This window comes from Pseudomonas oryzihabitans, assembly GCF_024652905.1.
GTDB classification, from domain to species: domain Bacteria; phylum Pseudomonadota; class Gammaproteobacteria; order Pseudomonadales; family Pseudomonadaceae; genus Chryseomonas; species Chryseomonas benzopyrenica.
This window is the reverse complement of record NZ_CP102428.1, coordinates 1,341,987-1,357,099: the sequence shown is the minus strand read 5'-3', so window position 1 is coordinate 1,357,099 and position 15,113 is coordinate 1,341,987. Positions and strand designations below refer to the sequence as shown.

The following is a 15,113-nucleotide window of genomic DNA, read 5'->3' as shown; positions in this document are numbered from 1 at the left end:
ATGAAACGCTCGTCACTCGCCGTTGCCCTCGGACTGGCTCTGGCCATGCCGGCCTTTGCCGCCAACTCGCCGCTGGACCTGGTCGGCCCCATCTCCGACTACAAGATCTATGTCACCGACAACCTGGCCAAGCTCACCGAGCAGACCCAGGCCTTTACCGCAGCGGTCAAGCGCGGCGACCTGGCCACCGCGCGCAAGCTCTATGCGCCGACGCGGGTCTCCTACGAGCAGGTCGAGCCCATCGCCGAACTCTTCAGCGACCTGGACGCCGCCATCGATTCCCGTGAAGACGACCATGAACAAGGCGTCAAATCCGAGGACTTCACCGGCTTCCACCGCCTGGAATACGCCCTCTTCGCCCAGAACACCACCGAGGGCCAGGGGCCCCTCGCCGACAAGCTGCTGGAGGACGTCAAGGACCTGCAGAGCCGCGTTGACGGCCTGACCTTCCCGCCGGAAAAGGTGGTCGGCGGCGCTGCGGCGCTTATGGAGGAAGTGGCAGCGACCAAGGTGTCGGGCGAGGAAGAACGCTACAGCCATACCGATCTGTACGATTTCCAAGCCAACGTCGATGGCGCCAAGAAGATTGTCGACCTGTTCCGCCCGCAGATCGAGAAGCAGGACCAGGCTTTCGTCGGCAAGGTCGACAAGAACTTCGCCACGGTCGACAAGATCCTGGCCAAGTACAAGACCAAGGATGGCGGCTTCGAGGCCTACGACAAGGTCAGCGAGCGTGATCGCAAGGCCCTGGTCGGTCCGGTAAACACCCTGGCCGAGGACCTCTCCACCCTGCGCGGCACGCTGGGCCTGAACTAACCGCGGCTGCTAAAACTACTGCGCGTCCGCCAGACGGGCGCGTGCAGTGCTCGGAATCTTCATGTACCGCTCGTACACTCGTGCGCGAGCCCGGTCCGGTTCCTGCGCGCCGCGCGCACCCGCCTGACAGCCGCTCGCTACGCTTTATCAACCACGGTATTCATAAGTGGTATCCGGCGACGCCCACCCGCTTTCCGCTTATCGCCGGAATAGATTTATATATAAAGAAACATCGCTTTTAAGCATATAGACCTGCTGCTATCGTGCACGGCCTAGAAAAGTCGCCAGCGCGCCCCTCGGGTGCCCAAGACTTCGATCACGCGCAGCCGTGCGCGCCGCCTGACAGCAGGATGACCATGTACGTTTACGATCAGTACGATCAGCGGATCGTCGAAGAACGTGTCGCCCAGTTTCGCGACCAGACCCGTCGCTTCCTGGCCGGAGAGCTGGGTGGCGAAGAATACCGCCCACTGCGCCTGCAGAACGGTCTCTACATCCAGCGCTATGCGCCCATGCTGCGGGTCGCTGTGCCCTATGGCCTGCTGAATACCAAACAGGTGCGCAAGCTGGCGCAGATCGCCCGTGACTACGACAAGGGCTACGCCCACATCAGTACCCGGCAGAACTTCCAGTTCAACTGGCCGGAGCTGGAAGACGTGCCCGAGATCCTCGCCGAGCTGGCCACTGTGCAGATGCATGCTATCCAGACCAGCGGCAACTGCATCCGCAACACCACCACCGACCAGTTCGCCGGTGTCGCCCATGACGAACTGATCGATCCGCGCCCCTGGTGCGAGATCATCCGCCAGTGGTCGACCTTCCACCCGGAATTCGCCTTCCTGCCGCGCAAGTTCAAGATCGCCGTCAACGGCGCCGCCCTGGATCGTGCCGCCATTGAGGTGCACGACATCGGCCTGGAAGCGGTGCGCAACGAGGCCGGCGAGCTGGGCTTCCGCGTGCTGGTCGGCGGTGGTCAGGGCCGTACCCCCCACACCGGTGAATTCATCCGCGAATTCCTGCCCTGGCAGCACCTGCTCAGCTACCTGGAAGCCACCCTGCGGGTCTACAACCGCTACGGTCGCCGCGACAACAAGTTCAAGGCGCGCATCAAGATCCTGGTCAAGGCGCTGGGTGCCGACGCCTTCGCCGAAAAGGTCGAGGCCGAGTGGGCCCACCTCAAGGACGGCCCCATCACCCTGACCGACGCCGAGGTCGCGCGGGTCTCCGCCTTCTTCGTCGATCCGGCCTATGCCGAGCTGCAGGACCAGGACGAGGCCCTCGCCCGCCTGGACGCCGAGCAGCCCGGTTTCGCCCGCTGGCGTCAGCGCAACACCTTCCGCCACAAGCGTCCGGGCTATGTCGCCGTGACCCTGTCGCTCAAGCCCACCGGCGTGGCCCCGGGCGACGTCACCGATCGCCAGCTGGACGCCATGGCCGACCTCGCCGATCGCTACAGCTTCGGCGAGCTGCGCACCTCCCACCAGCAGAACGTCATCTTCGCCGACGTCCGCCAGGATCAGTTGCTGGAGCTATGGCACGAGTTGCGCGAGCACGGCTTCGCCACCCCCAACATCGGCCTGCTGACCGACATCATCTGCTGCCCGGGCGGTGATTTCTGCTCCCTGGCCAACGCCAAGTCGATCCCCATCGCAGAAGCCATCCAGCGCCGTTTCGACGACCTGGACTACCTGTTCGACATCGGCGAGCTGGATCTCAACATCTCCGGCTGCATGAACGCCTGCGGTCACCACCACGTCGGCCACATCGGCATCCTGGGCGTGGACAAGAAGGGCGAGGAGTTCTACCAGGTATCCCTCGGCGGCGACGCCGGTCGTGACGCCACCCTGGCCAAGATCCTCGGCCCCTCCTTCGCCCAGGACCAGATGCCCGAGGTGATCGGCAAGCTGATCAACGTCTACGTCGAGCAACGCACCGAAGACGAGCGCTTCATCGACACCTACCGCCGTATCGGTATCGACCCCTTCAAGGAGCGCGTCTATGCAAAGAATCATTAAGGGCGACCAGCTGGTCACCGACAACTGGCATCTGCTGCCCAAGGACGTCGCCTTCGCAGACGTCCCCAATAGCGACGACGTGATCATTCCGGCTGCGCTGTGGCTGGAACACGGCCATGCCCTCACCTGCCGCGACGGCCGCCTGGGTATCTGGCTGGACAGCGACGAAGAGCCCGAGAGCATCGCCGCCGATCTCGAGCATTTCGCTCTGATCGCCATTAACTTCCCGGCCTTCGTCGACGGGCGCGGCTATTCCTATGCGCGCCTGCTGCGCGAACGCTTCGGCTGGACCGGCGAGCTGCGCGCCATCGGCGACGTCCTGCAGGACCAGCTGTTCTTTCTCAAGCGCTGTGGCTTCGACGCCTACGTGGTCCGTGCCGACCGCGATCCGGAAGCGGCCCTGGCCGGTCTGCGCGACTTCAGCGTGACCTACCAGAGCGCGGTGGATCAACCGGAGCCGCTGTTCCGTCGTCGTCAGGCCTGACCGCCTCGGACGCAAAAAGAAACCCGCCGCGGCGGGTTTCTTTTTGCCTGGCCTTCGCTCAACCGAGATCGACGACCACACGACCCACCATCTTGCCGGCAAGAATCTGGCTGATGGTATCGGGCAACTCTTCGAGGCCGACCTCGCGGGTCAGGCTTTCCAGGTCATCCAGCTTCCACTGCACCGAGAGCTTGTCCCACAGCGCGGCCTTGGCCATCAGCGGCAACTCGACGGAGTCCACACCCAGCAGATTCACCCCGCGCAGGATGAAGGGAAAGACCCCGGCCTCGAAGGTGGTGCCGGCCGTCATGCCGCAGCAAGCTACGCTGCCGCCGTACTCCAATGACTTGATGACATTGAAGAGGATATCGCCGCCGACGGTATCCACTGCGCCGGACCACTGCTGGTCCAGCAGCGGCTTGCCGACGCCATCGGCCAGGGTCGCACGGTCGAGGATCTGCCGAGCGCCCAGACGATGCAGCCACTCCGCGCGCTCCAGCTTGGCGGTAGAGGCCGCCACGTGATAGCCGAGCCGCGCCAAGAGCTTGACCGCCAGGCTGCCGACGCCACCGCTGGCGCCGGTCACCAGTACGGTGCCGGCCTCCGGGGTCAAGCCCATCTGTTCCAGCTTCTCGACGCACAGCGCCGCGGTGAGACCCGCGGTGCCCAGCACCATGGCCTCGCGCAGGCCGAGGTTGTCCGGACGGCGGATCACCCAGGCGGCTGGTACCCGGATGTACTGACCGAAGCCGCCGGGGGTGCTCATGCCCAGGTCATAGCCCGTGACCAGGACCTCATCGCCCACGGCGAATTCGCCGGCGCTGGATTGCTCCACCACGCCCGCCGCGTCGATGCCTGGGGTATGGGGATAGCGTCGGGTCACGCCGCGGTTGCCGATGGCCGACAGGGCGTCCTTGTAGTTGAGCGAGGAATAACGCACCCGGATCAGCACCTCGCCTGCGGGCAGGTCGTCCAGGCTGCGCGTCACCACCTCTTGCCGAAAAGCGCCATGGGCCCCTTCGGTCACCCAGAGCGCCTGAAAATTGCTCATCGCAGAACCTCCGTTGGAGTCTTGTTATGGGGCCGCCAGTCCTATGGACCTCAGCGCCAGCGGGTCGACTCGCCCAGGCGTTCCCACCAGGTGCTCACCAGGCGATCGACACCGAGACTGGCCGCCATGCCCAGACGTTCGGGCAACGACTTCTTCTCGACGAAGCGCAGCGAGAAGACCTCGACCACCTGGGCCCGTTCGGCCAGGTATTCGTCGCTGGTGCGCAGCTCGTCCACCAGCTGCTTGCCCAGGGCGGCCTGGCCCAGCCAGACCTCGCCGGTGGCGACCTCGTCGATGTTGAGTTGCGGGCGGTAGTGGGCGACGAAGTTCTTGAACAGGACATGGGTGGTGTCCAGATCGTGCTGGAATTTCTCCTTGCCCTTCTCGTCGTTTTCGCCGAACACGGTGACGGTACGCTTGTACTCACCCGCGGTGAAGACCTCGAAATCCACGTCATGCTTCTTCAGCAGGCGATGGACATTGGGCAGCTGGGCGACCACGCCGATGGAACCGAGGATGGCGAAGGGCGCACAGAGAATGCGGTCGCCGATGCAGGCCATCATGTAGCCGCCGCTGGCGGCCACCTTGTCGACGCAAATGGTCAGAGGGATCCCGGCCTGGCGGATACGCGCCAGTTGCGAGGCGGCCAGGCCATAGCTGTGGACCAGGCCACCGCCACTTTCCAGCCGCACCACCACCTCGTCCTTGGGCGTCGCCAGGGTCAGCACCGCGGTGATCTCGTTGCGCAGGTGTTCGTTGGCCGTGGCCTTGAGGTCGCCGTGGAAATCGAGAACATAGACCCGCGACTTGCCGGACTCGCTCTTGCGCTTGCTCTTCTCGGCCTTGGTCTCGCGCTTGCGCAGGGCCTTGAAGGCCTCCTTGCCCAGCACGCTTTGCTGCAATCTCAGCCGCAGATCGCGATAGAAGTCATTGAGCTTCTGCACCTGCAGCTGCCCTGCCGAGCTGCGCCGGTTGCGGCCGCGGACAGCGGCGGTGAACAACAGCACGGCGATGATGGCGACCACCACGGTGACGGTTTTGGCCAGGAAACTGGCATAGTCGGCAAGAAACTCCACGGACTCTCCTAGGATGGCGGCAGCAGTGCCCTGCCCAGCATACCGAGTCGTCCGAGCGATAGAAACTCGGCGATCCCTGGTCGGTCTTCCTGCATGGGCTACTTCTCGGCTGCGATCAGGCCGTGCGCAAGCCCCAGCCTTTCAAACAAGCGTATGAATAGCCGTTGACAGGCCTTCTGCAGCCCCCTACCCTCGGTCGAGTACCCTGCCCCTCCAGCTGGAGTGGGCCTCATCGAAAAAGACCACAAGGACCCTCGCCATGAGCGCAGCCGATGCCATCGCCACCCTGAAGAGCAAGTTCGACCCCTCCGCCGCGGCCGGCCTGGATCTTACCTATCAATTCGACGTCGAGGGCGGTGACAACTACTACGTGGTCATCAAGGACGGCACCTGCGACGTCCAGCAGGGCGACGCTGCCGATCCGGATTGCACCCTGATCATGGACCAGGCCACCCTGGCTGGTATCGTCAGCGGCGAGACCGACGGCATGCAGGCCTTCATGTCGGGCAAGCTGCGCGTCGAAGGCAACATGATGCTGAGCATGAAGCTGGGCGAACTCTTCCCCAACTAAGCGCCAGTCGCGAAAAAGCCGGGCAATCGCCCGGCTTTTTTGTGCCTGGCTCAGGGCCGCCGCGGCGGCGCGGGCGGCGTGACATTGCCGTCCCAACCGCCACCGAGCGCCGCGATCAACTGGACACTGGTGCTGAGGCGACTGCCCAGCAGGGTCAGGTTAGTGCGTTCGTTGCTCAGGGCGGTGGTCTGCAGGGTGACCACGTCGAGATAGCCGATCAGCCCGGCCTGGTACTGATTCTCCGCCAGTTGCAGGGCGCGGCGTGCGGCGTCCAGGGCCTCCTGGCGTACGCCGGCTTCGTCATCGTAGGTGCGCAACTGCACCAGGTAGTCTTCCACCTCGCGGAAGCCATCGAGCACGGTCTGGCGATAGCCGGCGACGCTGGCGTCGTAGCTGGCTTCGGCCGACTCCACCTGGGCCCGGCGCAGGCCACCATCGAACAGCGACAGGGCAAAGGATGGCCCGATCGACCAGAAGCGATTCGGGGTGCTGACCAGGCTGCCCCACTGGCTGGCGCTATAGCCGCCGCTGGCGCTCAGGGTCAGGTCGGGATAGTAGGCCGCTTCGGCGACCCCGATGGCGGCATTGGCGGCCATGACCTGGCGCTCGGCCTGGGCGATGTCCGGACGCCGCTCCAACAGCGTCGAGGGCACGGCGCTCGGCAGCGGCGGCAACTCGGGAATCGTCTTGACCGCGGCCAGCTGGAAATTGGCCGGGACTTCGCCGACCAGCACCGCGATGGCGTTTTCCAGCTGGACGCGTTGATACCTGAGATCGATGGCGTCGGCCTGGGTGCTCTTCAGCTGGGTGGTGGCCTGGGCCACATCGGCCGGGGTAACGATACCGGCGCGGTACTGGTTCTGGGTCAGCCGCAGGGAGCGCTCGTAGGCGGCCACGGTGGCGTCGAGCAGCCGCTGCTGGGCATCCAGCACCCGCAGCTGCAGGTAGTTGGTCGCCAGTTGCGTCTGCAGACTCAGGCGGGTGGCGGCCAGCTCAGCGGCGCTGGCCTGGGCGGTGGCCCGATCCGACTCCACCTGGCGGCGGACGCGGCCCCAGAGATCCAGCTCCCAGCTCACCCCCAGACTGGCGTCATAGGCGTTGCTGATGGTACTGGTGCCGCTGCTGCTGAAGGTGCTGCTGGTGCCACTGGAGTTGCGGATGACGGTGTTGCTGCCCGAACCGCCGCCGCGTCCGGAACGGGTGGCGCCCAGGCTGCTGGACAGGGTCGGGAACAGCGAAGCCCGCGCCTGGCTGACCAGGGCCAGCGACTGCCGATAGGTGGCCTCGGCCTGCGCCAGGCTCTGGTTGCGCTGGTTGAGCTGCACCATCAGCCGATCCAGGGTCGGGTCGTCATAGCGCCGCCACCAGTCGCTGCGCATCTCCAGGTCCTTAGGCGCGGCGGCCTGCCAGCCTTCGGCGTGGCGATAGGCGACCGGTACCGTGGTGGTCGGTCGCTGGTAATCCGGGCCCAGCGTACAGCCGGCCAGCAGCAGAGCCAGGGTCAGCGTCGGCAGGCGCAGGAATGGGGTCATAGCGGCGTATCCAGGGCAGCGTCGGTACGGATGCCGCGCCAGCGATTGACGCGGCGGCGCAGGCGTTCGAAATAGAGATAGACCACCGGGGTGGTGTAGAGGGTGAGGATCTGGCTCAGCACGAGCCCGCCGACGATCACCAGGCCCAGTGGCTGGCGCATCTCGGCGCCTTCGGTATTGCCGATCAGCAGCGGCACGGCGCCCAGGATGGCAGCCATGGTGGTCATCAGGATCGGCCTCAGACGCAGCAGGCAGGCCTGACGGATGCCTTCCTCGGGCGTCAGCCCCTGCTGGCGCTCCAACTGTAGCGCCAGGTCCACCATCATGATGGCGTTCTTCTTCACCACCCCGATCAACAGGAACAGGCCAAGCATGGAAATCAGGCTGAACTGGCCACCCGTGACCTGGATGGCCAGCAAGGCCCCTACCCCTGCCGACGGCAGCGTCGAAAGAATAGTCAGCGGATGCACGTAGCTCTCGTAGAGCACGCCGAGCACGATGTAGACCAGCACCAGGGCGCCCAGGATCATCAGCGGCTGCCCGGAGACGGTACTGGCGAAGATGTTGGCGGATCCGCCCAGGCGACCCTGGACATCGGTCGGCAATCCGATGGCGGCCACCGCGCGCTGCACCGCGCGGGTCGCCTGCTCCAGGCTGACGTTCGGCGCCAGATCGAAGTTGATGCTTTCTGAGGCGAACTGGCCGTCGTGGGTGACGCGGTCCTCGGCGAGGCTGTTGGTGTAATGGGCGAAAGCCGACAGCGGCACCTGGGCGCCGCGACTGGTGATGACGCGGATCTGGTCCAGGACGGTCGGGTCCTGGGCATAGCGCGGGTTGATCTCCATCACCACCTTGTACTGGTTGAGCGGCTCGTAGATGGTCGAGATCTGCCGCTGGGCAAAGGAGTTGTTGAGCACCGCGGCGACGGTCTCCATGTCCACGCCCAGCCGCTTGGCCTTCTCCCGGTCGATCTGCAGGGTGATCTGCTGGGTGCTGCCCTCGCGTCCATCCACCGCGGTCAGCTCCGGCAGTGCCTTGAGCGCGGCCAGCACCTTGGGTTGCCAGACCTGCAGCAGCTGGACATCGCCGGAGAGCAGGTTGTACTCGTAGGACGAGGTGCTCTGCTGGCGACCGCCGAATCTGAGGTCCTGGTCGGCCATGAGGAAGAGTTGGGCGCCCGGCACCTTGGGCGCATTGGCGCGGATGCGCTCGATGACCTTTTGCGCATCCAGCTTGCGCTCGGCGATGGGCTTGAGGCGGATCAGCATCACCGCGTTGTTCACCCCGCTGCCGGAACCGGAGCTGCCGACGAAGCCGGAGGCGCTGTCCACCGCCGGATCGGCCAGCAGCGACTTGCGCAGGATCTCGATCTTGGGCTGCATGACCTGGAACGACAGGGCATTGTCGCCGCGGATGAAACCGATCAGTTGGCCGGTGTCCTGCTGCGGCATGAAGGTCTTGGGCACCACCACATAGAGCACCACGTTGAGCGCTATGGTGGCGATCAGGCTGAGCAGGGTCAGGCGCCGATGGCGCAGGGCCCAGCCGAGGCTGCGGTCGTAACCCGCCACCAGCCGGCGATGGGCGCGCTCGCTGAAACGCTGCAAGCGGCCTTGGGTGGCCGGGTCATGGGGCCTGAGCCAGCGCGCGCAGAGCATGGGCGTCAGGGTCAGGGATACCACCAGGGAGACCAGGATGGCCGCCGCCAGGGTCAGGGAGAACTCGCGAAACAGCTTCTCGACGATGCCGCCGATAAAGAGGATGGCGACGAAGACGGCCACCAGGGAAACGTTCATCGACAACAGCGTGAAGCCCACCTCGCGGGTGCCCTGGTAGGCCGCCTTGAGCGGCGCCATGCCGTTATCGATGTGGCGGGCGATGTTCTCCAGCACCACGATGGCATCGTCCACCACCAGCCCCGCCGCCAGGATCAGGGCCATCAGCGACAGGGTATTGAGCGAGAAGCCGAGCAGGTACATGACGGCGAAGGTACCAACCAGGGAGATGGGCACCGCCAGGGCCGGAATCACCGCGCTGCGCAGCCGACCGAGGAACAGCCAGACCACGCCGATCACCAGGAAGACGGCGATGATCAGGGTCAGCTCGGCCTCGTGCAGGGTGGCCTTGATCACGCCTGAGCGGTCCATGGCCACTTCCAGGCGGGCACTGGCTGGCACGATGGCTTCCAGTGCCGGCAGGCGCGCTTTGAGCGCGGCGATGGTCTCGATGATGTTGGCATTGGCCTGGCGATTGACCACCAGCAGCACGGCGCTCTGGTCGTTGTAGAAGCCGGCGTTGTAGCGGTCTTCCACCGCGTCGCTGACCTTGGCGACATCGCGCAGGCGCAGCGCCGCGCCATCCTGGTAGCGGATAATCAGGGGCGCATAGTCGGCGGCCTTGAACAGCTGGTCGTTGGCCTGGATCTGCCAGTTGTGCTGGTCATTGGCCACCGCGCCCTTGGGCCGACGCTGGTTGGCGCTGTTGATGGCGGTGCGGACATCGTCCAGCGCCAGGCCATAGTGCTCCAGCTGCCGCGGCTCAAGCTCGATGCGCACTGCCGGGAGGGAGCTGCCGCCGATCTGCACCTCGCCGACCCCGTTCACCTGGGATAGGCTCTGGGCCAGCACCGTCGACGCCAGGTCGTACAGTTCGCCCTTGCTCAGGGTCTTGGAGGTCAGGGAGAACACCATGATGGGTGCCTGGGACGGATTGACCTTGCGATAGCGCGGCATCTGGCGCATGCCGCTGGGCAGCAGGTTGCGCGAGGCGTTGATGGCCGCCTGCACCTCGCGGGCGGCGGTATTGACGTCCTTGTCCAGGTCGAACTGGATGATGATCTGGGTCGAGCCCTGGCTGCTGCGGCTGGTCATGGAGCTGATACCGGCGATGCTGCCCAGGGAGCGCTCCAGGGGGGTGGCCACGCTGGAAGCCATCACCTGGGGACTGGCGCCGGACAGGGTCGCCGAGACGGTGATGGTCGGGAAATCCATCTGCGGCAGGGGCGCCACCGGCAACAGCCTAAAGGCGATGGCGCCGAGCAGCAGCAAGGCCAGGCTCAGCAGCAGGGTCGCCACCGGCCGGGCGATAAAGGGCGCCGAGAGATTCACCTCAGGCCGTCCTGCGCCGACCCAGGCGTTCGCCCAGGCGGTCGAAGGCCAGGTAGATCACCGGGGTGGTGAACAGCGTCAGCACCTGGCTCACCAGCAGGCCACCCACCATCACCAGGCCCAGCGGTTGGCGCAATTCGGCGCCGGCGCCGGTGGCGAGCATCAGCGGCACCGCGCCGAACAGCGCGGCCAGGGTGGTCATGAGGATCGGCCGGAATCTCAGCAGCGCCGCCTGGTAGATGGCCTCCTCCGGCGTGAGCCCCTGGTGGCGTTCGGCGTCGAGGGCGAAGTCGATCATCATGATGGCGTTCTTCTTGACGATGCCGATCAGCAGGATGATGCCGATCACCGCGATCAGCCCGAGGTCGTTGCCGGTGAGCAGCAGCGCCAGCAAGGCGCCGATGGCCGCTGAGGGCAGCGTCGAGAGGATGGTCAACGGATGGATGAAGCTCTCGTAGAGCACCCCCAGCACGATGTACATCACCACCACCGCCGCCAGGATCAGCAACAGGGTGCTGGACAGCGAGGCCTGGAAGGCCGCCGCCGCGCCCTGGTAGTGGGTGTTGATGCCCACCGGCAGGCCGATTTCCTGCTTGGCCGCGTCGATGGCGGCCACGGCGGCACCGAGGGAAACGCCGTTCGCCAGGTTGAAGGACAGGGTCACCGCCGGGAACTGGCTGAGGTGGTTGATCACCAGACGGGTCGGCCGCTGTTCCATCTTCACCAGGCTGGACAGCCGCACCGGGGCGCGACTGGTGTCCGTGGTGGTTTCGGTCGTGCTGGCCGTGCCGGTGCCACTGCTGCCGCTGGAGGAGGTACCACTGCCCGCCTTTACCCAAACCTGGCTGAGGGCATCCGGCCCCAGGCTGTCGGCAGCGGCGCTGGCCAGCACCACCCGGTACTGGTTGGCCTGGGTGTAGATGGTCGAGATCTGCCGCTGACCGAGGGCGTCGTAGAGGGCGTCGGTGATGGCCGAGACCTGCACCCCCAGGCGCGCCGCCGCGTCACGGTCGATGGTCAGGTACAGCTGCAGCCCCTTGTTCTGCAGGTCGCTGGTGACATCGGTGAGCTCGGGCCGCTGGTGCAGCGCCTCGGTCAGCCGCGGCACCCAGGTGTCGAGCAGATTGGCGTCGGGTGAATCCAGGGTGAGCTGATACTGGGTGCGGCTGACCCGGTCTTCCACGCTGAGGTCCTGCACCGGCTGCATGTAGAGGGTGATGCCCACCACCTTGGCGACCGCGGGCCGCAGCCGGTCGATCACCTCCTGGGCCGTGACATCGCGCTCGCTCTGCGGCTTGAGGTTGATCTGCATGCGACCGCTGTTGAGGGTGACGTTATCGCCATCGACGCCGATATAGGACGACAGGCTCGCCACCGCCGGGTCTTGCAGCACCACCGCGGCCAGGGCCTGCTGGCGCTCGCTCATGCCACGGAAGGAAATCGACTGGGGCGCCTCGGTGATGCCCTGGATGGAGCCGGTGTCCTGGGCTGGGAAGAAGCCCTTGGGCACCAGCAGGTAGAGCACCGCGGTGATCACGAAGGTCGCCAGCGCCAGCAGCAGCATCAGCGCCCGATTGGCCAGCGACCAGCGCAGTGCCCGGCCATAGCCGGCGATCAGCCGCTCCAGCCAGACCAGCTGGTGCTCGGCGGCTTCCTCGCGCTTGAGCAGGCGGGCGCACATCATCGGCGTGAGGGTAAGGGAGATCACCAGGGAGATAAGAATGGCCACCGCTAGGGTGATGGCGAATTCGCGGAACAGCCGGCCGACCACGTCCTGCATGAACAGCAGCGGGATGAGCACGGCGATCAGCGAAACGGTCAGGGACACCAGGGTGAAGCCGATCTGACGGGCGCCCTTGAGCGCCGCCTCCATGGGTGTGGCGCCCTCTTCCAGATGTCGGGAGATGTTTTCCAGCATGACGATGGCATCGTCGACGACGAAGCCGGTGGCGATGGTCAGGGCCATCAGCGACAGGTTGTTGAGCGAGAAGCCGGCCAGGTACATGGCGCCAAAGGTGCCGATCAACGACAGCGGCACCGTGACCGAGGGGATCAGGGTGGCGCTGAAGCGACGCAGGAAGACGAAGGTGACCATGACCACCAACCCCACCGCCAGCAGCATCTCGTGCTGGACGTCGGTGACCGCGGCGCGGATGGTCTCGGTACGGTCGCTGAGCACGGCGATGTCGAGACCGGCCGGCAGGCTTTCCTTGAGGCTCGGCAGCAGCGCCTGAATGCGGTCGACGGTCTGGATGACGTTGGCCCCGGGCTGGCGCTGGACGTTGACCAGGATGGCGCCGCTGCGATTGGCCCAGGCGGCCAGGCGGTCGTTTTCCGCGCCCTGGGCGATGGTGGCGACGTCACCCAGGCGCAGGGCGCCGTTGTCGGCGTAGTTGAGGATCAGATCGCCATAGGCCTTGGGATCGCGCAACTGGTCGTTGGCGTCCAGGGTAGCCACCCGGGTGGGGCCGTCGAAGCTGCCCTTGGGCTGGTTGGTGTTTTCGCTGGTGACCAGGCTGCGCACATCGGCCAGGGTCAGGTTGTGGGCCGCGAGCTTGTCGGGATCGACCTGGATGCGCACCGCCGGGCGCTGGCCGCCGGCCAGGCTGACCATCCCTACCCCGCTGACCTGGGCCAGCTTCTGCGCCATGCGGGTGTCGACCAGGTCGTAGAGCGTGGGCAGCGGCAGCGTCCTGGAGCTGATCGCCAGGGTGACGATGGGCGTATCGGCCGGATTGACCTTGTTGTACACCGGTGGTGCCGGCAGATCGTTGGGCAGCAGGTTGTTGGCCGCATTGATCGCGGCCTGGACTTCCTGTTCGGCGACCGACAGGTCCAGTTCCAAGTTGAATCTGAGGGTGATGACCGAGGCACCACCAGAGCTGGTGGAGGCCATCTGCGACAGGCCCGGCATCTGGCCGAACTGACGCTCCAGCGGCGCGGTGACAGCGCTGGTCATGACATCGGGGCTGGCACCGGGATAGAGGGTGAGCACGCGGATGGTGGGATAGTCCACCTGCGGCAAGGCCGCCACCGGCAGCAACCGATAGGCCAGCAGACCGGCGATGAGCAGCGCCACCATCAACAGGGTGGTGGCGACCGGGCGCAGGATGAAGGGGCGCGAGATATCCATCGCGGCCGATCAGCCCTGGGTCTTGCCGGGCTTGCGTACCGCCGGCTTGGCCGGTTCGCTGGGCGCCGCCGAAGCCCCGGTGACCACCTCCACCTCGTTGCCCTCGCGCAGGCGATCGGTGCCTTCGGTCACCACCCGGTCACCGGCGGCCAGGCCTTCGGTGACCACGGTCAGACTGCCGTCATCCGGCCCCAGCTTGAGGCTGCGGACCTGGATCTTGTTGTCGGGCCCCACCACGTAGGCGAAGGTGCCATTGGAGCCGAACTGGATAGCCGCGGAAGGCACCACCAGGGCCTGATCCAGCACCTGTTCGCGCACCCGCACGGTGACGAACTGATTGGGGAACAGCGCCTCGTCGCCATTGGCGAAGCGCGCGCGAAACTTGAGGGTGCCGGTGGCCGTATCGATCTGGTTGTCGAAGCTCTGCAGGGTACCGTCGGCGACCTTGCGCGAACCGCCGCGATCCCAGGCTTCGACCGGGAGAGTCTGGCCGGCGCGGGCGCGCTTGAGCAACTCGCCGAGCTGGCTTTCCGGCAGGGTGAAGACCACCGAGATCGGCTGGGTCTGGGTGATGACGGCGACCACGGTGCTGTCGTTGGCGGACAGCAGGTTGCCCCCATCCAGCTGACGCAGGCCGACACGGCCGGCGATGGGTGCCTTGATCTGGGTGAAGGCCAGATTCAGCTTGGCATCGGCCACCGCCGCCTGGCTGTTCTTGAGGGTACCGCGGTACTGGTTGACCAGGGCCTCCTGGGTATCCAGCGTCTGCCTGGCGATGCTGTCCTCGCGGAACAGCCCCTGGTAGCGCTTGAGGTCCAGCTCGGCGTTGCGCAGCTGCGCCTGATTCTGCTGCAGGGTGCCCTCGGCCTGCTGCAGCGCCACCTCATAGGGGCGTGGGTCTATGGTGGCCAGCAGCTCGCCGGCCTTGACCTTCTGGCCTTCCTCGAAGGCCACCCGCACCAGTTCGCCGGCGACCCGGGTGCGCACGTTCACGGTATTGAGCGCGGTCACCGTACCGATGGACCGGCGCACGATGGGAAAGCTGCGCTGCTCCACCGCCACCACCCGCACCGGGGTCGGGCCGGTCATGCCGAAGGGCGAACGAGCCCCCTTGCCGGCCGCGGCCTCGCTCTTCTGGCCGTGCTGGTGATACCAATACCAGCCACCCGCGGCCACCAGCACCACGAGAACGAGCAGCCAGACCAGTCGGCGACGGGAGGAAGAGCTAGGCGAAGAGTCGGACATCGGAGAATACGTACACGCTGGGGAAGGCGGAAGATAAGCAGTAGCGAGACGGCTAACCAGCCCCTTTACTGCGATTTTACCTA

At 65.9% G+C, this 15,113-nt stretch carries 10 protein-coding genes and 1 other RNA gene; 5 read left to right on the top strand and 6 right to left on the bottom strand.

The window, feature by feature from the left end; genetic code table 11:
* The 4 genes from efeO to NRG74_RS06265 all read left to right on the top strand — a co-directional run bounded on the left by efeO (position 1) and on the right by NRG74_RS06265 (position 3,315).
* Positions 1-816: an iron uptake system protein EfeO gene (efeO, locus tag NRG74_RS06280; RefSeq protein ID WP_257706033.1), complete on the top strand. Its 816-nt coding sequence runs from the start codon at positions 1-3 to the stop codon at positions 814-816.
* A 78-nt stretch (positions 817-894) separates the two neighbouring features.
* Positions 895-969, top strand: a non-coding RNA gene (locus tag NRG74_RS06275) — sX9 sRNA.
* 203 nt (positions 970-1,172) lie between these two features.
* On the top strand, positions 1,173-2,831 hold the full coding sequence (locus NRG74_RS06270) for a nitrite/sulfite reductase (protein WP_017640565.1): 1,659 nt from the start codon (positions 1,173-1,175) through the stop codon (positions 2,829-2,831).
* Positions 2,815-3,315, top strand: a complete 501-nt coding sequence (locus NRG74_RS06265) for a DUF934 domain-containing protein (RefSeq protein WP_173147539.1) — start codon at positions 2,815-2,817, stop codon at positions 3,313-3,315. The genes NRG74_RS06270 and NRG74_RS06265 overlap by 17 nt, the downstream gene beginning before the upstream one ends.
* A gap of 58 nt (positions 3,316-3,373) precedes the next feature.
* Here NRG74_RS06265 and NRG74_RS06260 read toward each other — a convergent pair whose 3' ends face one another.
* Both NRG74_RS06260 and sohB read right to left on the bottom strand, forming a co-directional pair.
* The gene (locus NRG74_RS06260) at positions 3,374-4,366 is read right to left on the bottom strand and encodes a YhdH/YhfP family quinone oxidoreductase (protein WP_257706032.1); all 993 of its coding nucleotides are present in this window, start codon (positions 4,364-4,366) and stop codon (positions 3,374-3,376) included.
* A gap of 50 nt (positions 4,367-4,416) precedes the next feature.
* Positions 4,417-5,442 (bottom strand): protease SohB, encoded by a 1,026-nt coding sequence (gene sohB, locus NRG74_RS06255; protein ID WP_184287960.1) that lies wholly within the window; start codon positions 5,440-5,442, stop codon positions 4,417-4,419.
* A gap of 259 nt (positions 5,443-5,701) precedes the next feature.
* On the opposite strand from sohB, the gene NRG74_RS06250 reads away from it, so the two are divergent.
* A complete protein-coding gene (locus NRG74_RS06250) occupies positions 5,702-6,013 on the top strand; it encodes an SCP2 sterol-binding domain-containing protein (RefSeq protein ID WP_058765123.1) in 312 nt (103 codons plus the stop codon).
* 50 nt (positions 6,014-6,063) lie between these two features.
* Here NRG74_RS06250 and NRG74_RS06245 read toward each other — a convergent pair whose 3' ends face one another.
* The 4 genes from NRG74_RS06245 to NRG74_RS06230 are packed head-to-tail and all read right to left on the bottom strand — an operon-like array spanning position 6,064 to position 15,030.
* Complete coding sequence (locus NRG74_RS06245) at positions 6,064-7,545, bottom strand: efflux transporter outer membrane subunit (RefSeq protein ID WP_257706030.1); 1,482 nt, start codon at positions 7,543-7,545, stop codon at positions 6,064-6,066.
* Positions 7,542-10,652 carry an efflux RND transporter permease subunit gene (locus tag NRG74_RS06240; protein WP_257706029.1) on the bottom strand — a complete coding sequence of 1,037 codons (3,111 nt, stop codon included), beginning with the start codon at positions 10,650-10,652 and terminating at the stop codon, positions 7,542-7,544. Before NRG74_RS06240 ends, NRG74_RS06245 begins: the two co-directional genes overlap by 4 nt.
* A gap of 1 nt (position 10,653) precedes the next feature.
* A complete protein-coding gene (locus NRG74_RS06235) occupies positions 10,654-13,785 on the bottom strand; it encodes a multidrug efflux RND transporter permease subunit (RefSeq protein ID WP_257706028.1) in 3,132 nt (1,043 codons plus the stop codon).
* 9 nt (positions 13,786-13,794) lie between these two features.
* Positions 13,795-15,030: an MdtA/MuxA family multidrug efflux RND transporter periplasmic adaptor subunit gene (locus tag NRG74_RS06230; protein ID WP_257706027.1), complete on the bottom strand. Its 1,236-nt coding sequence runs from the start codon at positions 15,028-15,030 to the stop codon at positions 13,795-13,797.
* Positions 15,031-15,113 lie beyond the last annotated feature (83 nt).